A 19930-nucleotide genomic window follows, 5' to 3' on the forward strand; every position below is an offset into this window, starting at 1 on the left:
CGAATTTAACCGCAAAGTTCACAAAGGATTTTTCGCAAAGTTCACAAAGTTTTTTTTTGAGAAAGTTTTATCAAACAAGTTCACGAAGCTTTGCGTTCTTAGCGATTTTACAAAATCTAACTTAAAAAAATCTTTGCGCTCTTTGCGGTAAAAAAAAACTTAAACACAACATTTCGGAAAATCAATTAAACGATTAACCGATTAAACAAATAAACATCATGTCAAAAGAAGTAAAATCAGTAGAATACGGATTAGAAAAAATATTTGAAGGAGCACAAGATTTCCTTCCATTATTAGGAACAGATTATGTAGAATTTTATGTAGGTAATGCAAAGCAAGCAGCACATTATTATAAATCTGCATTCGGATATCAGTCATTAGCTTACGCCGGATTAGAAACTGGAGTAAGAGATAGAGCATCTTATGTTTTGAAGCAAGACAAAATCAGAATTGTTTTGACAACGCCTTTAACAGCAGATTCTCCAATCAACGAGCATTTGAAAAAACATGGCGACGGAGTAAAAGTTGCAGCACTTTGGGTTGAAGATGCTACAAAATCTTACGAAGAAACTATGAAACGTGGCGCGCGTTCTTTTATGGAACCAACGATTGAAGAAGATGAATTTGGTCAGGTAGTTCGTTCTGGAATTTACACTTACGGAGAAACCGTTCACATTTTCGTTGAAAGAAAAAACTATAATGGCGTTTTCTTGCCAGGTTACAGAGAATGGAAATCTGATTTTAACCCAGAATCAACTGGTTTAAAATATATCGACCACATGGTTGGAAATGTAGGTTGGAATGAAATGAATACTTGGGTAAAATTCTACGAAGAAGTTATGGGATTTGTGAATTTCCTATCTTTTGATGACAAACAAATTACCACAGAGTATTCTGCTTTGATGAGTAAAGTAATGTCAAACGGAAACGGAAGAATTAAATTCCCAATCAACGAACCAGCCGAAGGAAAGAAAAAATCTCAAATTGAAGAATATTTAGACTTCTATGGTGGACCTGGAATTCAGCATATCGCTATCGCTACAGATGATATTATTAAAACAGTATCTCAATTGAGAGCACGTGGTGTTGAATTTTTATCTGCTCCTCCTCATACTTATTACCAAGCAATTCCTGAAAGATTAGGTGTTCATATGGACATGATGAAGGAAGATTTAAATGAAATCGAAAAATTAGCGATCATGGTTGATGCCGACGAAGATGGCTACTTATTGCAAATTTTTACTAAGCCAGTTCAAGACAGACCGACGCTTTTCTTCGAAATTATTCAAAGAATGGGAGCAAAAGGGTTTGGTGCAGGTAACTTTAAAGCACTTTTTGAGTCTATCGAAAGAGAGCAAGAATTGAGAGGAACATTGTAAATTGTTAATTTTCATATAGAAAACCGCATAATTCTCCAAAAAACGATGCTTTTTTTGCAAATGTTATGTTAAACTTGACTTTCGCTATTTGATTTTTGAACTTTCTATCTATCTTTGCACTCGCAAATCAGGAAGGGGTGGTTTCCTTCCGAATTGATATAAATTTCATAATTTATAGTTTTTTGGTTAGTTAATAGCATAAAAACTCAGTCATCTTTGACTGAGTTTTTTTGTTTTGGTACATTTGGAATAAAATTTGCATTTATCTACCTTTATAATTAAATGTAAAGATTGTACTATGAAAAAGCTCATCCTCATTATATTAGCACTAACCCTATTTGCTTTCAGCCCTCAAAAAGAAGATGCTTTCGACACAGGAGAATATTTCAAATTTAGAATACATTACGGATTTGTAAATGCCGGATACGCAACACTTGAAGTTAAAGATGCCACTATCAACAACAAAAAGGTATATCATTCTGTTGGAAAAGGTTACACAACCGGAATGTCCAAATTTTTCTTTAAAGTAGAAGATTTATATGAAAGTTATTTTGACAAAGAAACAGGAAAACCATACCGATATGTTAGAAAAATTGATGAAGGCGGTTACACCAAAAATCAAGAAGGTTTTTTTAATCAAGCAGAAAATAAAGTTTTAGTAAAAGACTACAAACGCAAATCAGAAAAAACTATCATGGTTTCAGAAGAAGTGCAGGATATTGTTTCTGCATTTTATTTTCTGAGAAACCACCCAAATATCGACAAACTTAAATCGGGTGAAGCCATTACAATTGACATGTTTTTTGATGATGAAATCACAAAATTTAAGTTAAAATATGTAGGTCGTCAAGATATTACGACTAAATTTGGGACGGTTTCTACGATGGTCTTCAAACCATTGGTGCAGACAGGCAGAGTGTTTAAAGAAAAAGAAAGTTTAACACTCTGGATAACAGACGATGTAAACAAAGTTCCAATTAGAATTAAAGCAGATTTGGCGGTAGGATCTCTTAAAGCCGATCTCGATGAATATAAAGGATTAAAAAGTCCACTAAAAGCAAAAAAATAATGAACCCTACAGATCATTCTGAAGCAATTTTAAAAGAAATTGACCTAAAATTTCAAGCCATAAATCAAAAAACTGACGTTCAGTTAGAAGGATTGCTTTGGGCCAAACCAATTACTTATTGGGATTACATTCAAACAGATGCCTTATTAAATTTACAAATTCAGCGCACTACGCTTCCTGATGAAATGGTTTTTATCATGTACCATCAGGTAAACGAATTAATCTTTAAAATGATCTTGTGGGAAATTGACCAGATTGCTGAAACAGAAAACATTCAGGTTGATTTTTTCAGCGAAAGATTATCAAGAATCACCAGATATTTTGACATGCTTACCAATTCGTTTAGTATTATGGAAAACGGAATGGAAGTCGATCAATACATGAAATTCAGAAATACTCTTACTCCAGCAAGCGGATTCCAAAGCGCTCAATATAGAATGATCGAATTTGCTTCGACTGATGTTATCAATTTAACTGACAGAAGATACAAAGCAAACTTTGATGAAAATACCGATTTGGAAACCAGCTTCGAACACCTTTATTGGCAAGCTGCCGGAAAAGATTATCACACTGGCGAAAAATCATATTTATTAAATGAGTTTGAAAAGAAATATAAAGAGCAGTTTTTAAGACAAATGGCTTCGTTTAAAACGAAAAATATTTGGCAAAAATTCACTCAATTACCAATTGAAGATCAACAAAATACAGAACTGATCGCTGCTATGCGCCATTACGACAAAACGGTAAATATTACTTGGGTAATGCAACATCTTAATACTGCAAGAAAATACATCTTGGAAAGTGGAAAAGGAAACGGAGAAGCGACTGGCGGAAGCGACTGGCAAAAATATATGCATCCAAAATACCAAAGACGCATCTTTTTTCCTAAATTGTGGACCGAAGAAGAATTGTCCAATTGGGGAAATGAAACCGAAGTTTAATTTCACCACAAAAATTTTATAAAGTTTGAAAAAAGCAGTCGTAATTTTAATTGTCTTGTTTTCTATTTTTTCATGTAAAAAAGAAGAAGAAAAAATAGAAGCAAAAATTACTAAACCAGCAACCAAAAAAATAGAATTCGGTTTTAATTACGCAGACTTTAATATTGTTAATGATACTATTTCAAAAGGAGATTCTTTTGGCTCAATTTTGCAAAGCCAAAATATTGGAGACAAAAAAGTGCATGATATTGTTGAGCAAGTAAAAGATTCTTTCAATGTTAGAAGCATTCGTTACGGTAAACCTTTTACTTTACTTCGTGCCAAAAATAAAACCAACAATTTGGAGGTTTTTATTTATCAGCCAGATGCTTTAAGCTATTATGTTATTGATCTAAGAGACAGCATTGCCAAAGCATACAAAAAAATAAAGCCCGTCACTTTAAAAAGAAAAATGATTGGCGGCGTTTTAAAAAGTTCACTTTCTGAAACTTTAGGAAACGAAAGTGTCGAAACCGCTTTGGCCAGCAGAATTACAAAAGTCTTTTCTTGGTCTATTGACTTCTTCAAACTTAAAAAAGGAGATCGTTACGGATTAATTTTCAAAGAACGATTCATCAATGGAAAAACCTATGATGGTGTTGAAGAACTCGAAGCTGCATTTTTTGAATATAAAGGTAAAATCGTTTATGCTTTTCCTTTTGAAAGAGATACTACTTCTGGAAAGATTGAATATTATGACGATCAAGGAAAAACACTTAAAAATTTCTTCCTAAAAACTCCAATCAAATTTAGCCGAATCACTTCAAGATTCACGATGAATAGATTCCATCCTGTACAACATACTTGGAAAGCTCATAAAGGAACCGATTATGCTGCGCCAACAGGAACGCCAATTTCTACTACTGCTTCTGGAGTTGTTGAAACTACTGGATATACTGCAGGTAACGGAAATTTCGTAAAAGTAAAACACAACGGAACCTACTCTACTCAATATTTACATATGTCTAAAATCTTGGTTCGCCGCGGACAGCGCGTTACTCAAGGTCAGACAATTGGTTTGGTTGGAAGCACAGGTTTAGCTTCTGGCCCGCATGTTTGTTATCGTTTCTGGAAAAACGGCGTACAAGTAGATGCACTTCGATTAAATTTACCGACTGGAGAATCTTTGACAGGAAACGACAGAACTCGTTTTATGACACAGATTGAACCTCTGAAAAGAGAATTAGACAGCATTGGGAATTTGTAAACAATCCATTTTGCAATCTTTTTGAATTGAAAGTCATGAAAAATGAACGCCTCAAAACCATTTACCATGAAACTTTTTCTGGTCTAAAATTATTTTATAGGGACACAAATCTTCCTGAAAATCTAATTTTAAACTATAAAGTCGGACAGATTATTCAAGAAAAAGGATTTACCGACATGAGTTCGATTGGTGGAGGACTTTCGGGAAATTTGAGATATTTGATTGCAAGCGCGCACGCAAAAGATTTGTCAAAATTTAATCCTGATTCGGCAAAAATCGGACATTTTCTTTTAGACTCAATTGCGTATTTCAAAGTGTTGGACATTCAGAAAATTGGAGATAAAACACAAATTTTTCTTTTGAATATTCCAGACAATTCGATCTCCCTTTTTAAAAATTCGTCTTCAAACTTAGAAGAAGAAATTATAGAAAAAGCTCAAAAACGCTTTCGCGAAAAAATCGATACTGATTTAATTCCCGAATTACAAACTGAAAACTGGAAAGAAAGAACCAAACTTCCACTTGGAATGAGTGATAATGGCGAACTTTTTTTTGATGATTCTAAAATTAAAGCCGAATCTCCAAAAAGAATTGATGTCGATGTTTCGAAGAAAATCATAGAGATCAATAAAAAACCTTGGTGGAAATTTTGGTAATTAAATCTCTTAATTACTAAGAATATTTTTTTCTAAATTCCGAAGGATTCATTCCTTTATGTTTTTTAAAGACTTTATTTAAATGGCTTTCGTCAGAAAAGTTTAATTCATCTGCGATTTCATTAATTCGCATATCGCTGTTCAAAAGTCTAGCTTCAATTAATCTCAATTTGTAGTTTGCAATATATTCTTGCAGTGTTTCACCCGTTTGCTTTTTAAAATATTTACCTAAATAATTAAGCGTAATATTGAAATGTTCGCTTATTTTTTCTGATTTTAATTCTTTTGGATCGTAAATATTCTCTTGAATATAATGCAGAATTTCAAGAACCATTTCTCCAGTTGTTTCTTTAATATTCTTCGGGAGTTTCAAAGCAATATTTCTCGCCACAATTGTAATAATTGTATTTACAATCTGCTCAATAATCTTTTGATGGTAAATCTGCTGATTGTTTTGCTCACTGATTATATTTTCTATCAATGAAGCAATTAACGGTTTATCAATATGATTTTTCAAAATACAACCTGGTTGATGACTTGCATTTTGCAGAATATACTCCATTCGCAAAACTGCTTCAGATTGCCCATTTTGAGAACCTGCTTTTACGTAATATTCATTAAATCGAAGAAAAAAGAATTTTGTTGGTGTTATAATTTCAAACGAATGCACATCTTGCGGCGTCACCAAAAATAGATTTCCGTTTCGATATTGAAACTTATTGTCATTAATAACTTGAATTCCTGTTCCATCAACAATATAAATCAATTCAAAGAAATTGTTTTTCCGAACTGTTTTCGGAAACTGCTCCAGTTCTTTAAAATCAACTTCAAAAGGAAGATATAAATTCTTGTTTGTCATTATGTAAAAATACAATTTTAGTACCAATAAGTACAATTTTCGGCGAATGCTAACTTCTTAATTTTGTTTCAGATAACAAACTAAAAATCTGCAAAATGAAAATACTTTTAATTGGAGCAAATGGAGAAATTGGCAAAATACTGCATCCAGCTTTCGCAAAAAATCATGAAATAATTTCGGCTGGAAGAAACAGCGGAGATTTTAGAATCGACTTATCAGATTCAAATTCGATTGAAAAATTATTCGAAGAAGTCAAAAACATTGATGCTTGTATTTGTGTTGCGGGCGATTGCTACACAGGAGATTTACTTTCGCTTGACGAAAAAAAATTAAATATTGGCATTCAGAACAAATTACTTGGACAAGTTAATCTGGTTTTAATTGGACAAAAGTACTTAAACGATAACGGATCATTTACACTCACTTCAGGAAAAATGGGCGATAAACCTGTAAAAAACAATATAAGCAAAGCTATTGTAAATGGCGGAATCAACAGTTTTGTTCTTGCAACTTCGTTAGAACTAGATAGAGGAATCAGAATAAATGCTATTAGTCCAGCAAAAGTTGCAGATATTCCGACTGAAGATTTAATAAACGCTTATGCGAAGAGTATTGAAAAAACTTTAAATGGAGAAATTATTAAAGTAAACTATTAAATTTTAAAAGATGAAAAACGCAATTTTGATTATACTGCTTTTAATTTTAAATTCAATCAATGCTCAAAAAAAATCTGAATTTTCAGGTTCATGGACTTTGGTTTCGGTTGAAAACACCAATTCTGACGGAACAAAAAACCTTCCCTATGATGTAAATCCGAAAGGCTTTTTGTTATTTGATGAAAAAGGGAATTATGCAGTTCAGATTTATAAAGATAAAAGGGCAAGAATTGCTTCTGGAGATAAAAACAAATGTACGCCCGAGGAAAATGCTACAATTGTACAAGGAAGTAATTCGCATTTTGGTGAATATGAAATTGACGAAACAAATAAGACTATAACTTTTAAAATAAAAACGGCATCTTTTCCAAACTGGGAAGGAACAATTCAAAAGAGGTCGTACACTTTTGCAAACAACGAACTTAAATATGCTGTAACCAATACTACGCAAGGCGGAAAATCAGTAACAGCAGAAGTTGTCTGGAAAAAGTTATGATGAAGTTTTCATAAAACGTTTTCGTAACTAATTGTTATATAATTGCAAACCGCTCCCCTTTTAAAAGTTATTTCAGTATTTTTGTGTTTCAGAAAACAAACTCAATTATAGATAAAAATGGCTTTAAACACAACAAACCCAACTGGGACTGAAGCGTGGAAAAATCTACAAAACCACTATAACGCAATTCACGAAACCACAATACAAGAATTGTTTCAACAAGATAGTGCCCGTGCAGAAAAATTCAATTTACAATGGAATGATTTTTTAGTAGATTATTCTAAAAACAATATTAGTCAGGAAACGGTTTCTCTTTTACTAGAATTAGCAAACTCAATTGGATTGAAAGATGCAATTGCACAATATTTTGGAGGAGAATTAATCAATCAGACAGAAAACCGTGCAGTTCTACATACAGCATTACGTGCTCCAGAATCGGCAGTTATTAAAGTAGACGGAGAAAATGTAATTCCAGAAGTATTCGAAGTAAAAAACAAAATCAAAAATTTTACTGAAGAAGTAATCTCTGGACAAAGAAAAGGATATACTGGAAAAGCTTTTACAGATGTTGTAAATATTGGTATTGGTGGTTCTGACCTTGGTCCTGTTATGGCTGTTGAAGCTTTACAATTTTACAAAAATCACCTAAACACACATTTCGTTTCAAATGTTGACGGTGACCACGTAAATGAAGTCATCAAAAAACTAAATCCTGAAACGACACTTTTCGTGATTGTTTCTAAAACTTTTACTACTCAGGAAACACTTTCGAATTCAGAAACTATAAAAGAATGGTTTTTAAAATCGGCTTCTCAAGAAGACATTGCAAAACACTTCGTAGCGGTTTCTACAAATATTAAAAATGTAACAGAATTCGGAATTAATCCAGACAACGTTTTCCCGATGTGGGACTGGGTTGGAGGAAGATTTTCTCTTTGGAGTGCAGTTGGTTTAAGCATTGCTTTGGCTGTTGGATTTGATAATTATAATGATTTATTAAGTGGCGCCTATGAAATGGATGAACATTTCAAATCGGCAGAATTTGATGAAAACATTCCCGTTATTTTAGCTTTGTTAAGTGTTTGGTATAATAATTTTTATGGCGCTGAGAGCGAAGCTTTGATTCCATACACACAATATTTACACAAACTTGCTCCTTATTTACAGCAAGCTTTTATGGAAAGTAATGGAAAAAGTGTTGGTCGTGATGGAAAACCTGTTAACTATCAAACTGGAACAATCATTTGGGGAGAACCAGGAACAAACTCACAACATGCTTTCTTCCAATTAATTCACCAAGGAACAAAAAGAATCCCAACAGATTTTGTGGGATTTGTAAAACCTCTTTATGGCAACGAAGATCACCACAATAAATTGATGTCAAACTTCTTTGCTCAAACTGAAGCTTTAATGAATGGAAAAACAGAGGCACAAGTTCAAGCAGAGTTTGACAAACAAGGACTTTCTGCTGACAAAGCATCTTACTTAAGACCGTTTAAAGTTTTTACAGGAAACAAACCAACGAATACCATTTTGATTCAAAAACTTACACCAAAAAGCTTAGGATCATTAATTGCCTTATACGAGCATAAGATTTTTGTTCAAGGAGTTATCTGGAACATTTTCAGTTTTGATCAATGGGGAGTTGAGTTGGGTAAACAATTGGCAAATTCTATCTTAGACGAAATCAATTCTAAGACTGTTAAGAGTCATGATAGTTCAACTTCATTTTTGTTAAATCATTTCTTGAAAAACAAATAGAAACATTTATTTAAATATTCTATAACTTTTGAAACGTCCTAATTTCTAGTAAAATTAGGACGTTTTTTACATAAAATACCGACAAAAAGCAGAATTATTCGCCAATTTGCCTGTTTACACTTACAACGTTATTCAAATAATTACATTTTTAACAAAAAAGCTTCGCATAAATTCAAGAAAACAATATTTTTTTTAACGAAAAAAGAAATATTCATTTTAATGCGCAACACAAAAGACAAAACTGTTTTTTCTTAACATTTCGATAACATTATCTGAGTTATTTGTTATAATTTTGCCAAAAACAATAAACTCAATAACAAAATGAAGAAAATGAAAAATTGGTTACTGACTGGACTATTTTTTATGATAGTTTCGACCGTATTTTCTCAAGGAAAGGTTACTGGTAAAATTACCGACGGAACAGGCGGATTACCAGGAGCAAATGTAGTAATCAAAGGGTCTACTACAGGAACTTCAACAGACTTTGATGGTAATTTTTCCCTTACCTCAACATCAAGCACAGGAGAGATTGTAATCTCTTTTTTAGGTTATGACAACCAAACTGTAAAATTTACAGTAGCAAATGGCTCAACTGCAAACTTAGGAACTATCACTTTGGTAGCTTCAAATTCTAACGAATTAAGTGAAGTTGTAGTTACAAGCAGTATTATTGACGTTGCAAAGGACAGAAAAACTCCTGTTGCAGTTTCTACAATTAAAGCTGCTGAAATTCAAGCAAAATTAGGATCTCAGGAGTTTCCTGAAATCTTAAAAAGCACTCCATCTGTGTATGCTTCAAAAGCAGGTGGTGGATATGGAGATTCAAGAATTGCAATTCGTGGATTTGACCAAAAAAATATTGCCGTTATGATCAACGGTGTGCCAATCAATGATATGGAAAACAGCTCTGTTTACTGGAGTAACTGGGCAGGTATCTCTGATGTAACTTCTGCAATGCAAGTTCAAAGAGGTCTTGGAGCTTCTAAATTAGCTATTTCTTCTGTTGGAGGAACAATCAATATTGTTACAAAAACATCTGATATGAAAGAAGGTGGATCTGTTTCTTCAAGCTTTGGTAACAATAATTACTTAAAAACACAAGCTTCTTACAATACAGGAGTTATGAAAAACGGACTTTCAGCTTCTGTTTTATTTAGTAGAACAGCTGGAGACGGATACGTTAACGCTACTGAATTTGAAGGATACAATTATTTCATTGCTTTAGGTTACAAAGCTAGCGACAAACACAACTTCCAGTTCACATTTACAGGAGCTCCTCAATGGCACGACCAAAGATCTAACTCTCCTCTTTTAAGTGATTACTTAAAATACGGAAGTAATGGTACAGACCCAAACATTAAATACAACTCTGATTGGGGAATGAGAAATGGTGAGCAATATAATTTAAAAACAAATTATTACCACAAACCTGTAATGTCTCTTAACTGGGATTACGATATCAACTCTACAACAAAATTATCTACAGTTGGTTATGCTTCATGGGGACGTGGAGGAGGTACTACTACAAATGGTGGTATTAGAGGAAACAATCCTTACTCAACAAACAACTCTTTAAGAACAGCTGACGGTCTTGTTAACTTTGATTTAATTCAAAACTGGAATTCAGGTCAACCAACAACTTTAGGAACAAGAGTACCTGTAAATGGTAGATATGAAAACAGCTCTGACACAGGTAGTAACAGAGTTAATGGTGCAACAGTTATCAACAACATGTCAGGTATTTCTCAAATTGCTTCTGTAAACTCACACAACTGGTATGGTGCAGTAATCAATTTAGACAAAAAATTCTCTGAAAACCTTACATTCGATTTTGGAGTTGAAGGAAGAATGTACCAAGGTATCCACTTCCAAAACTTAATTGATTTACTTGGAGCGGATGTTTACAAAAACACTGCTGACGTAAATAACAATCCTGGTTATTTTAACACTACTTATGCTCCAAGACCAAATGGAAACCCATTTGTTAGCACAGACTACCAAGAGAGAATTAACTACTGGAATGACAGTAAAGTTAATTACTACGGAGCATTTACTCAATTAGAATATACTACTGGTAACTTTACTGCTTTCCTTCAAGGAGCTATTTCTCAACAAGCTTACCAAAGAATTGACCATTTCAAGTATACTTATGATAGCCCTCTTGCTAAAACAGGTTTCAAAACTATTACTGGTGGAGATATTAAAGCTGGAGCTAACTACAACATTAATGAGCACCATAATGTATTTGTAAATGGAGGTATATACTCAAAACAACCGTTTTTCAATGCAGTATACCCTAACAATGCTTCAATTGTTAACCCTAACCTTACAAACGAAAAAATCAAAGCAGTTGAAGTTGGTTACGGTTTCCGTTCTGGAATCTTCAATGCAAACTTAAATGCTTATTACACAACTTGGGATGACAGATTTACAACTGCAACAGATCAGGCAGCTACTAACCCAAGCGGATACTACACTTTCCAAGGTGTTAATGAAATACATAAAGGTGTAGAGTTAGATGTTACAGCTAAACCAATTGACAAGTTAAAATTAAACGGGATGATCTCTATTGGTGACTGGAAATACAGCGGAAATGCTACAAGTAGTCGTTTTGATGTTGCTAACAACCCAATTAGTGGAGACCAGCCTTTATACTTAGATGGAGTTAAAGTTGGAAACAATGCCCAAACTACAATGGCAATTGGAGCAGCTTACGAAATCATTAACGGTCTTAATGTTGATGCAAACCTTAACTACTCTGAGAAGTTGTATGGAAACATTGATGTATCTAAATTTTCGGCAGCAAACAACAAAGGAGCAATGGAATTGCCAGGTTTCGCAACTACAGATGCTGGTGTATCATACAAATGGAACATCTCTCCTAAGATCGGTGCATTAAACTTTAGATTAAATGTAAACAACGTTTTTGATAAAATTTTCATCAACGAATCATTTACAAACATTTTTACAAGTGATTACAAAACAGCTCCTACTACAGCAAACCCTGCTGGTGTAACTTATGCACAAGCTGGAGAAGTTTACAATGGAATTGCTACTGCAAACAAAGTTTACTTTGGTTACGGAAGAACTTGGAACTTTAGTTTACGTTACGATTTCTAAAATTTAGAATCTAAATAAATAATAAAAACGGCATTGACTTTTAAGTTTAATGCCGTTTTTTTATGGCCTTTTTTGTTATATTTGTTTTTGAACAAAAAACACCCCTTATGTATAATTTTCTACAAAAATTTCACTCTGGCTGGGCATACTTAGCGCTACTACTTTTAGTTGTTGCGGTTGTTAATGCCATCATTGGAGTAACTTCAAAAAAAGAATTTACAGCTAAAGATCGTAAAATTGCTTTATTTGCTTTAATTGGCACACACACTCAATTATTAATTGGCTTAATCTTATATTTTGTTTCTCCGCTTGGAAAAGCAGCGTTTGGACAAATGTCTAATGCAGAACTAAGATTAACATCATTAGAGCACCCTCTAATTAACATTATTGCTATCATCCTAATTACTATTGGATGGTCTAAACATAAAAAATTAGTTAATAGTGAAGCTAAATTTAAAACCTTTGCTATTTTTTACACATTAGGATTATTGCTTATTTTAAGTAGAATCCCATGGAACCTTTGGTTCTAAAAAATACCAATTAAAAGCCCTATATCAGGGCTTTTTTTATCTCGGCATATTATTTGTACAAACTCCCCCCAAGTCTGAAAAAGAATAACCCATGAGAAATAAAAAAAACATTTTATTCGCCACAATCGCCTTAACCTTAATTAGCGGCTTTACTTATGTGATAAGCCAGACCAAACCTACAACAGAACCTAAAATCATTCAAGATACTGTTAAAAATGTAAAACCAACTATTATCCCATTGCCGGATTCAGTTTTTACAGACAAAGGTTTAAAACTTAGACCATACAAGAAAAACGCTCATGCCTCCTACTATGCAGATCGTTTTAATGGAAAAAGAACCGCTAACGGAAGCCGATTCAACAACAACAGCTACACAGCAGCTCACAAAAAACTTCCTTTTGGAACTAGAGTAAAAGTAACCAATGAAGCTAATGGCAAATTTGTCATCGTAAAAATTACAGATCGCGGTCCATTTGTAAAAACCCGCGAAATCGATTTGTCTAAAAGAGCTTTTATGGACATTACAAAAAGTAAAGGTGCCGGAGCAATGAAGGTTACCATCGAAACCATAATCGAATAAAAAAAATCCCGCTTAAAGCGGGATTTTTTATTTAAACCAATTTTCGTAAAGCCATTGCAACTCCTGTATGAAGACCTTCGTGATAATTATTAAAATCTAAGGCTCCTTGAACATGACGAAGCGTAAAGCCTACGCTTGTAGTATACTCATTGTAGTCAACAAATAAACCACTTTCAAAATCATTTTTTGTTTTTTCTAGAGTTGTTGAAAGTAATGTTCTTATCTCATCAACCTCAGCTTGAGAAACATCTCCTTCTGGTTTGGTTCCTTTTCTGTATTTGTTAATGAACTCTTCAGAAACCATTGTTGGAAGACCTGATAGCTTGTAAACTAAAAGCTGTTGTGAAGAAATACAATGGCCTATATTCCAAATGATATTATTGTTAAAACCATCTGGAATTTTGTTTAATTGCTCTAATGAATGACTATCTAAGAGTTTCAAAAGAATTTCTCTAATTGTTTTTTGTACATCAAAAACTGAACTCATAATTTTATTTTTTTTCTAAAATTAGTCATTTTTAAGTTTCAAATGGATTTTCTTTGCATTCTAACAAATTCATAAAATAATGGACAAAATATATTATTTATCATCTTGCGATACTTGCAGAAAAATCATCAAAAGTTTACCTGAAAACAATCTTGTTTTTCAAGATATTAGACAAGACCCAATTACTGAGGAACAATTGGAAGAAATGCACAAACTTGCAGGTAGTTACGAAGCATTATTCAGCAGAAAAGCGCAATTATACAAATCGATGGGGTTAAAAGATCAATCTTTGACTGAAGCCGATTTTAAGAAATACATTTTGGAGCATTATACTTTTTTAAGTCGTCCTGTTTTTATTATTGATGGCAAAATTTACATCGGCAACAGCCAAAAAAATGTAGCTGAAGTGATAAATGCTTTGAGCTAAAGAGCTATTTTCTTTTCTGTTAAATTGAAAACTGCGACTGAACACTAATTTCCAATCAAATAGAGCAAACTTTTATTTATCTTTGCGCCTTTATACTCAATTATATGATACAATCTATGACAGGGTTTGGCAAAGCTTCTTTGCAATTGCCTACAAAAAAAATTACCGTTGAAGTAAAATCCCTAAACAGTAAAGGTTTAGATTTGAATGTAAGAATGCCATCTGTTTACCGCGAGATGGAACTTGGTTTACGAACTCTTATTTCGACTAAACTGGAAAGAGGTAAAATTGATTTTGCGATCTATGTAGAAAGCACTGCAGAACAGACTTCAACTAAAGTAAACGTACCTGTTGTAAAAAATTATATCGCACAGTTAAAAGAAGTAAATCCAGATGCCGATGAAACTGAATTAATGAAAATGGCCGTTCGTATGCCTGACACATTAAAAACAGAACGTGAGGAAATCGACGAAAATGATTGGGAGCAAATTCAGGTAATTATTGACGAAGCACTTCAAAATATTTTAAATTTCCGTAAAGACGAAGGAGAATCTCTTGAAAAAGAATTCAATTTAAGAATTGGAAACATTCGTCAATTCATGAACGACACATTGGCTCTTGATCCAGAACGCGTACAAGCTATTAAAGATCGTCTTCAGACTGCAATTTCAGAATTACAGGTTAATGTTGACGAAAACCGCTTTGAACAAGAATTAATCTATTATTTAGAGAAATTAGATATTACCGAAGAAAAAGTCCGTTTAGGCAATCACTTAGATTACTTTATAGAAACCCTAAATGGAACCGAAGCTAACGGAAGAAAACTTGGTTTTATCACTCAGGAAATGGGACGTGAAATCAATACAATGGGATCTAAATCAAATCACGCACAAATGCAGAAATTGGTCGTAATGATGAAGGATGAATTGGAGAAAATTAAAGAACAGGTTTTAAACGTTTTATAAGGCTATAAGCCTTAAGCAATAAGCTATAGGCAACAAAATACCGCACAAATATTAAAGCTTAAAGCATACTGCTTAAAGCCTAAAGCACAAACTAATGAACAAAGGAAAATTAATTGTTTTTTCGGCACCCTCAGGCTCAGGAAAAACAACTATCGTAAAGCATTTACTTGGGAAAGAAGATTTAAATTTAGAATTTTCGATCTCTGCAGCTTCACGCGACCCGCGCGGAGAAGAAGTCCACGGAAAAGATTATTATTTCATTTCGCTGGAACAATTCAAAAAACATATCAAAGCAGAGGAATTCTTGGAATGGGAAGAAGTTTACCGTGATAATTTCTATGGCACTTTAAAATCAGAAATAGAAAGAATCTGGGCTATGGGAAAAAACGTGATTTTTGATATTGATGTCGCTGGAGGATTACGTATTAAACATAAATTTCCAGAACAAACTTTAGCCGTTTTCGTAAAACCACCAAGTGTTGACGAACTAAAGCGCAGATTAAAACAGCGTTCTACAGAAAGCGATGATAAAATCAATATGCGTATTGCAAAAGCTTCGGTTGAATTGGCAACTGCACCTCAATTTGACACTATTATCAAAAACTACGATTTAGATACAGCTAAAGAAGAAGCTTACCAATTAGTAAAAGAGTTCATAAATAAGTAATCTTATTACACGGAGATTTACAAAGAAAAAACACAGAGATTCGCAAAAGGTTTTTTAAACTTTGCGAATCTTTGTGCTATCTTAGCGACTCTCGGTGAAACTGTAAAAAATGAAAATAGGTCTTTACTTCGGAACATATAACCCTATACATGTTGGTCATTTGATCATTGCCAATCATATGGCAGAGTTTGCAGATTTAGATCAGATTTGGATGGTTGTTACACCTCATAATCCGTTAAAAAAGAAATCGACATTATTAGATGATCAGCAGCGTTTGCAAATGGTTTATCTGGCAACAGAAGATTACACAAAGATAAAACCATCTGATATCGAATTTAAGCTACCTCAGCCGAGTTATACCATAATTACACTTGCTCATCTTAAAGAAAAATATCCAACTCATGAGTTCTCTTTAATTATGGGTGAAGACAATCTAAAAACGCTTCATAAGTGGAGAAACTATGAAGTAATTTTAGAAAATCATGATATTTATGTTTACCCAAGAATATCTGACGAACCTGAAAATGTCGAATTAAAATCGCATCCAAAAATTCATGTAATTGATGCGCCTATTGTTGAGATTTCTTCGACTTTTATTCGAAACAGCATTAAAGAAGGTAAAAATATCCAGCCTTTATTACCACCAAAGGTTTGGGAATATATTGATCATAATAATTTTTATAAAAAATAATGAATTTGAATTGCCTCCAGTTTTAACTGGAGGTTTTTTGTTTTACACAATCTTGTCATTTCGACGAAGGAGACTCGAGCGATAGCGAACAGGCGAAGCAAATCTTCACAACTAACTCCATATAGTAAATCAATCTTTGTAGAGTTTCTAACGAAGATTTCTCCTTCGTCGAAATGACAAACAGAACGTAAAAAACTCAAATCACAAAAAAAGCCTGAATTTAAAATTCAGGCTTTCGTTTTTATAATTAAGCTTCGATACTTACTTCGCTTTTTACTCTCGTTCTGATTTCACTCAGCGATTGATCTATCAAAAGTTTTCCATCTCTAAAAACTTCTTTCAATTCGCCTTGTTTTTCTTCTTCCCAAGAAACATTATCAGTTAAATGATACTTGCCATCAATTAAATCAATTTTCATTAATCCTTTAGCCGATTTTTTCGTTCCGTCGTCTGTAATCGGATCTTTGAAAATCGCTCTTCCCTCCCCATTTACTTCTCCGTAAGTTGCTTTCATCGCAAATCCGAAAGTATCTCTGGTGTTATATTGATAAGTAAAAGATCCAATTCCTAAAACAACATTCGTAGAAGCAAATCCTTTTTCTTTTAATCTTTCGCAGATTTGAGTTGCTCTGGCTACTGTAATACTATCTCCGTAAATAGCTCCGATTTGCGGAACCAATTCTTTGAATCCTTTCGCATTTGTTGTTCCACCAAAAACATCCCAAAGCAATTCGATAACACCTTTTTTCTCTTGTTCTGTTTTTCCGTTTGGATTTCCGCAGATAATATCAACTGGATCACCACTATCAGGACGAATTACGACCTTTCCTTCTCTTGAAACGATATCTTCTCTTAATCTTGGCAGATAATCCGTTAAAACCTTCCATAAATCCCAAGTATCAGAAACGATAGAAACAATTCCTTTTTGGTAAACTTCTGTAATTAATCTTTTGAAGGTTTCATACTCGCCTTCTGTAGTTCCCATACACATAACAGAATGTTCTGTTGCAGCAACTGAACCTGCAACCAATTCCTGATCTGAGTTGGCTTTGTAATATTCTTCTAAGAAATCAATCGCTGGAATCGTATCAGAACCTGTGAAGCTCAATAAGTGTCCTGATGCAGAAGTTAAAGCCGCTTCAATTCCACCCATTCCTCTCATTGAGAAATCGTGCGCTTGCCAATCTACAAATTCCGGAACAGATGAAGTCTGATCTGCATATTTATCTAAAACTTTTCTATACTCTTTTGCAATTGTTGCTGAATTGCAAGGAAGCCAGATTACAGCAGATAGTAAAGTTTCGAAATAATTGGTTAGCCAGAAAAACTCTGGAATGGTATTATACATTGTAAACATTGGCACTCTCAAGGGAACACTTGCCCCTTCTGGCAAAGCTTTAAAAACCATCGGAATGTAACCTAAATCATGTAAATCTTCAATATGCTTAGTTCCAACTTGATTTTCGTCTAAATAATTATTGATTCTGCGAGCGTACTTTGCAACAACTTCTTCTTTTGATTTTTTAAAAAAATACTCTTCAAAGTCATGAATAATATATTTTTTGATGAAATACTGTAATCCGAAGAACACAACTTCATCAACTTCTTCTAATCTAGATTTTCTTGGTGTCCAGTTAGAATATACTAATGTTGTTCCGTCTGGATATTGTCTTCTGTGGTCAACTTTGTAACCGTCGGTTAATAATAGTGGGTTCATATATTTTCTATTTATATTTTTTGTGATAATCGTATTGCTAAATCTTTAATATCATTAGATCTGACCAAATTGTCAATCCATTTTTGTGGCACGCTTTCAATTCTGTAATAAATTCCCGCCAAGCCTCCTGCAATTGCACCTGTTGTATCTGTATCTTCGCCTAAATTAACAGCTTTCAAAACAGTTCCCTCATAAGAATCGGAATTTAAAAAACACCAAAAGCTCGCTTCTAAACTATGAAGAACATAACCCGATGAATAAATTTCATTCTCTGGATATACAGAAATATCATTTTTCAAAATCCTATCAAACAATCCAATTTCCATCAGATTAAACTCTTTGCTTTCTAGAAATTTTGCAACAACAATTTGCATTTCTTTATAAGCTTCGAATTTATCTTTATCTTTTAGAATCTCCAAACAATAAATAACATAAATAAAACAGGCAAACACCGAACGGAAATGAGCATGCGTTATTGACGAAACTTCTTTTACTTTTTTATAAATGACTTCTATATCTTTCTCTTTCTGAAGATAAAAAACCAATGGCAAAATACGCATTAAGGAACCATTGCCATTATCGCTTTCAGAAAATCCTCCGCATAAATCTGGCTGATGCCCTTTCGCTATATTGTGAATCGCATGAGTAGTCGCTATTCCAATATCGAAAACTCGTCCATGCGGTGTCCACATTTCTGCGGAATACCATTTCACAAAATTCTTAGCGATATCAGTTAAATCATAACCCGAGCATAAACTTTCCGCTAGACAAAAGGCAAGTGAACTATCATCACTCCAAGTTCCAATTGGCTGATGATGTGTTCCAAAACCAAACATTTCAGTAACTGGATTTGCTTTTAAATAGGCTCTCGACTGAAATTCTACCGGAACGCCCAAAGCATCACCAACCGCTAATCCAAATAAACCTGATTCTATTTTACTTTTCATCATCTTATTTATTTCTTCCTTTTTCGTTTGAATAAAATGTCTGTACAGCATCACTCTGCCAAAAGACTTTTGTTTCAACATCCAAACAAGTTAATTTACCATAAAACCCAGCACCCGTATCAATATTCCAAACATTACAGCCCTGCATCGGAATCTCAACGTCATAATGCAATGTTGGTGTGTGACCAATATAAATTTCATTAAAAAGCAGTAATCGTTTCGGGTATGAAAGTGAATCTTTTTGAATTCTTTTATCCATTGTCAAAGCCATTTCCCATAACGTTCTATCCCATGAATAATTGGTTTTGTAATGTTCTTTTTCTGGACCGTGCATCGATGAAAAACCAGCGTGAATGAATAAATTGTTATTTTCATCGACAAAATAGTCTTTCATTTTATTGAAGAAATTACGATGCTTTTCTTTTTCAGAAATAGCAATATCTTCATAACTTTCTATAGTCGATTTTCCTCCGTGCAGAAACCAAATATCGTTTACGACATTTTCTTCCAGCCATTCCTGACACCAAGCATCATGATTTCCTTTTATAAAAATACATTCTTGTTTTTGAGATAACTCAATAAGAAAATCAATCAATTGTTTCGATTCACTCCAACCATCAACATAATCACCTAGAAAAATAAAACGATCATTTTCTGAATATTCAGTTCTTTCCAATAACTGAATTAATGCTTTTAATCCGCCGTGAATGTCTCCAAAAACTAAGGTTCTTTTCAT

The 19930-nt window shown here is 33.5% G+C and carries 20 protein-coding genes; 15 read left to right on the plus strand and 5 right to left on the minus strand.

The features are described 5' to 3' along the window. Nucleotides 1–218: 218 nt before the first annotated feature. The 5 genes from hppD (at nucleotide 219) to DMA14_RS13935 (ending at nucleotide 5291) form a co-directional block, all read left to right on the plus strand. Entirely contained in the window at nucleotides 219–1379 is a 1161-nt protein-coding gene (gene hppD / locus DMA14_RS13915) for a 4-hydroxyphenylpyruvate dioxygenase (RefSeq protein WP_111425222.1), read from the plus strand. 298 nt (nucleotides 1380–1677) lie between these two features. Further along, nucleotides 1678–2448: a DUF3108 domain-containing protein gene (locus DMA14_RS13920; protein WP_111425223.1), complete on the plus strand. Its 771-nt coding sequence runs from the start codon at nucleotides 1678–1680 to the stop codon at nucleotides 2446–2448. Next, nucleotides 2448–3389 carry a tryptophan 2,3-dioxygenase family protein gene (locus DMA14_RS13925; protein WP_111425224.1) on the plus strand — a complete coding sequence of 314 codons (942 nt, stop codon included), beginning with the start codon at nucleotides 2448–2450 and terminating at the stop codon, nucleotides 3387–3389. Before DMA14_RS13920 ends, DMA14_RS13925 begins: the two co-directional genes overlap by 1 nt. 25 nt (nucleotides 3390–3414) lie before the next feature. Continuing rightward, nucleotides 3415–4635 carry a peptidoglycan DD-metalloendopeptidase family protein gene (locus DMA14_RS13930; RefSeq protein WP_111425225.1) on the plus strand — a complete coding sequence of 407 codons (1221 nt, stop codon included), beginning with the start codon at nucleotides 3415–3417 and terminating at the stop codon, nucleotides 4633–4635. A gap of 35 nt (nucleotides 4636–4670) precedes the next feature. Next, complete coding sequence (locus tag DMA14_RS13935; RefSeq protein ID WP_111425226.1) at nucleotides 4671–5291, plus strand: hypothetical protein; 621 nt, start codon at nucleotides 4671–4673, stop codon at nucleotides 5289–5291. A gap of 16 nt (nucleotides 5292–5307) precedes the next feature. On the opposite strand, the gene DMA14_RS13940 is transcribed toward DMA14_RS13935, so the two are convergent. Next, nucleotides 5308–6150 (minus strand): AraC family transcriptional regulator, encoded by an 843-nt coding sequence (locus DMA14_RS13940; protein WP_111425227.1) that lies wholly within the window; start codon nucleotides 6148–6150, stop codon nucleotides 5308–5310. 95 nt (nucleotides 6151–6245) lie between these two features. On the opposite strand from DMA14_RS13940, the gene DMA14_RS13945 reads away from it, so the two are divergent. From DMA14_RS13945 to DMA14_RS13970, 6 genes are all read left to right on the plus strand, one after another. After that, a complete protein-coding gene (locus DMA14_RS13945) occupies nucleotides 6246–6806 on the plus strand; it encodes a short chain dehydrogenase (protein ID WP_111425228.1) in 561 nt (186 codons plus the stop codon). A 10-nt stretch (nucleotides 6807–6816) separates the two neighbouring features. After that, nucleotides 6817–7302, plus strand: a complete 486-nt coding sequence (locus DMA14_RS13950) for a lipocalin-like domain-containing protein (protein ID WP_111425229.1) — start codon at nucleotides 6817–6819, stop codon at nucleotides 7300–7302. A 117-nt stretch (nucleotides 7303–7419) separates the two neighbouring features. Further along, nucleotides 7420–9063: a glucose-6-phosphate isomerase gene (pgi, locus tag DMA14_RS13955; protein ID WP_111425230.1), complete on the plus strand. Its 1644-nt coding sequence runs from the start codon at nucleotides 7420–7422 to the stop codon at nucleotides 9061–9063. 330 nt (nucleotides 9064–9393) lie between these two features. Then, on the plus strand, nucleotides 9394–12183 hold the full coding sequence (locus tag DMA14_RS13960) for a TonB-dependent receptor (protein WP_317047258.1): 2790 nt from the start codon (nucleotides 9394–9396) through the stop codon (nucleotides 12181–12183). Between the two features lie 107 nt (nucleotides 12184–12290). Continuing rightward, entirely contained in the window at nucleotides 12291–12713 is a 423-nt protein-coding gene (locus tag DMA14_RS13965; RefSeq protein ID WP_111365605.1) for a hypothetical protein, read from the plus strand. Nucleotides 12714–12804: 91 nt separating this feature from the next. Continuing rightward, nucleotides 12805–13293, plus strand: a complete 489-nt coding sequence (locus DMA14_RS13970) for a septal ring lytic transglycosylase RlpA family protein (protein ID WP_111425232.1) — start codon at nucleotides 12805–12807, stop codon at nucleotides 13291–13293. 31 nt (nucleotides 13294–13324) lie between these two features. Here the strand turns inward: DMA14_RS13970 and DMA14_RS13975 are convergent, their stop codons facing one another. Next, complete coding sequence (locus DMA14_RS13975; RefSeq protein ID WP_111425233.1) at nucleotides 13325–13780, minus strand: DinB family protein; 456 nt, start codon at nucleotides 13778–13780, stop codon at nucleotides 13325–13327. Between the two features lie 79 nt (nucleotides 13781–13859). Between DMA14_RS13975 and DMA14_RS13980 the strand changes: the two genes are divergently transcribed. The 4 genes from DMA14_RS13980 (at nucleotide 13860) to nadD (ending at nucleotide 16530) form a co-directional block, all read left to right on the plus strand. Next, complete coding sequence (locus DMA14_RS13980) at nucleotides 13860–14207, plus strand: arsenate reductase family protein (RefSeq protein WP_111425234.1); 348 nt, start codon at nucleotides 13860–13862, stop codon at nucleotides 14205–14207. 104 nt (nucleotides 14208–14311) lie between these two features. Continuing rightward, complete coding sequence (locus DMA14_RS13985; RefSeq protein WP_111425235.1) at nucleotides 14312–15172, plus strand: YicC/YloC family endoribonuclease; 861 nt, start codon at nucleotides 14312–14314, stop codon at nucleotides 15170–15172. A 94-nt stretch (nucleotides 15173–15266) separates the two neighbouring features. Then, on the plus strand, nucleotides 15267–15839 hold the full coding sequence (gmk, locus tag DMA14_RS13990) for a guanylate kinase (RefSeq protein ID WP_111425236.1): 573 nt from the start codon (nucleotides 15267–15269) through the stop codon (nucleotides 15837–15839). 109 nt (nucleotides 15840–15948) lie between these two features. Then, nucleotides 15949–16530, plus strand: coding sequence for a nicotinate (nicotinamide) nucleotide adenylyltransferase (gene nadD / locus DMA14_RS13995; protein WP_111425237.1), 582 nt, complete (start codon nucleotides 15949–15951; stop codon nucleotides 16528–16530). A 247-nt stretch (nucleotides 16531–16777) separates the two neighbouring features. On the opposite strand, the gene DMA14_RS14000 is transcribed toward nadD, so the two are convergent. Genes DMA14_RS14000 through DMA14_RS14010 form a run of 3 tightly spaced genes read right to left on the minus strand, consistent with a single transcriptional unit; the run spans nucleotide 16778 to nucleotide 19930 of the window. Continuing rightward, a complete protein-coding gene (locus DMA14_RS14000; RefSeq protein ID WP_111425238.1) occupies nucleotides 16778–18247 on the minus strand; it encodes a nicotinate phosphoribosyltransferase in 1470 nt (489 codons plus the stop codon). An 11-nt stretch (nucleotides 18248–18258) separates the two neighbouring features. Continuing rightward, entirely contained in the window at nucleotides 18259–19197 is a 939-nt protein-coding gene (locus DMA14_RS14005) for an ADP-ribosylglycohydrolase family protein (RefSeq protein ID WP_394336017.1), read from the minus strand. 1 nt (nucleotide 19198) lies between these two features. Then, a complete protein-coding gene (locus tag DMA14_RS14010) occupies nucleotides 19199–19930 on the minus strand; it encodes a metallophosphoesterase family protein (RefSeq protein WP_111425239.1) in 732 nt (243 codons plus the stop codon).

The organism is Flavobacterium sharifuzzamanii (assembly GCF_003254585.1).
GTDB lineage: Bacteria > Bacteroidota > Bacteroidia > Flavobacteriales > Flavobacteriaceae > Flavobacterium > Flavobacterium sharifuzzamanii.

Coding starts and splice junctions, on each gene's coding strand:
- DMA14_RS13935 (WP_111425226.1), top strand. CDS start 4,671: ATGAAAAATGAACGCCTCAAAACCATTTACCATGAAACTTTTTCTGGT.
- DMA14_RS13960 (WP_317047258.1), top strand. CDS start 9,394: ATGAAAAATTGGTTACTGACTGGACTATTTTTTATGATAGTTTCGACC.
- DMA14_RS13945 (WP_111425228.1), top strand. CDS start 6,246: ATGAAAATACTTTTAATTGGAGCAAATGGAGAAATTGGCAAAATACTG.
- gmk (WP_111425236.1), top strand. CDS start 15,267: ATGAACAAAGGAAAATTAATTGTTTTTTCGGCACCCTCAGGCTCAGGA.
- DMA14_RS13980 (WP_111425234.1), top strand. CDS start 13,860: ATGGACAAAATATATTATTTATCATCTTGCGATACTTGCAGAAAAATC.
- DMA14_RS13920 (WP_111425223.1), top strand. CDS start 1,678: ATGAAAAAGCTCATCCTCATTATATTAGCACTAACCCTATTTGCTTTC.
- hppD (WP_111425222.1), top strand. CDS start 219: ATGTCAAAAGAAGTAAAATCAGTAGAATACGGATTAGAAAAAATATTT.
- DMA14_RS13985 (WP_111425235.1), top strand. CDS start 14,312: ATGATACAATCTATGACAGGGTTTGGCAAAGCTTCTTTGCAATTGCCT.
- DMA14_RS13975 (WP_111425233.1), bottom strand. CDS start 13,780: ATGAGTTCAGTTTTTGATGTACAAAAAACAATTAGAGAAATTCTTTTG.
- DMA14_RS14010 (WP_111425239.1), bottom strand. CDS start 19,930: ATGAAAAGAACCTTAGTTTTTGGAGACATTCACGGCGGATTAAAAGCA.
- DMA14_RS13950 (WP_111425229.1), top strand. CDS start 6,817: ATGAAAAACGCAATTTTGATTATACTGCTTTTAATTTTAAATTCAATC.
- DMA14_RS13925 (WP_111425224.1), top strand. CDS start 2,448: ATGAACCCTACAGATCATTCTGAAGCAATTTTAAAAGAAATTGACCTA.
- DMA14_RS13970 (WP_111425232.1), top strand. CDS start 12,805: ATGAGAAATAAAAAAAACATTTTATTCGCCACAATCGCCTTAACCTTA.
- nadD (WP_111425237.1), top strand. CDS start 15,949: ATGAAAATAGGTCTTTACTTCGGAACATATAACCCTATACATGTTGGT.
- pgi (WP_111425230.1), top strand. CDS start 7,420: ATGGCTTTAAACACAACAAACCCAACTGGGACTGAAGCGTGGAAAAAT.
- DMA14_RS14000 (WP_111425238.1), bottom strand. CDS start 18,247: ATGAACCCACTATTATTAACCGACGGTTACAAAGTTGACCACAGAAGA.
- DMA14_RS13940 (WP_111425227.1), bottom strand. CDS start 6,150: ATGACAAACAAGAATTTATATCTTCCTTTTGAAGTTGATTTTAAAGAA.
- DMA14_RS14005 (WP_394336017.1), bottom strand. CDS start 19,197: ATGATGAAAAGTAAAATAGAATCAGGTTTATTTGGATTAGCGGTTGGT.
- DMA14_RS13965 (WP_111365605.1), top strand. CDS start 12,291: ATGTATAATTTTCTACAAAAATTTCACTCTGGCTGGGCATACTTAGCG.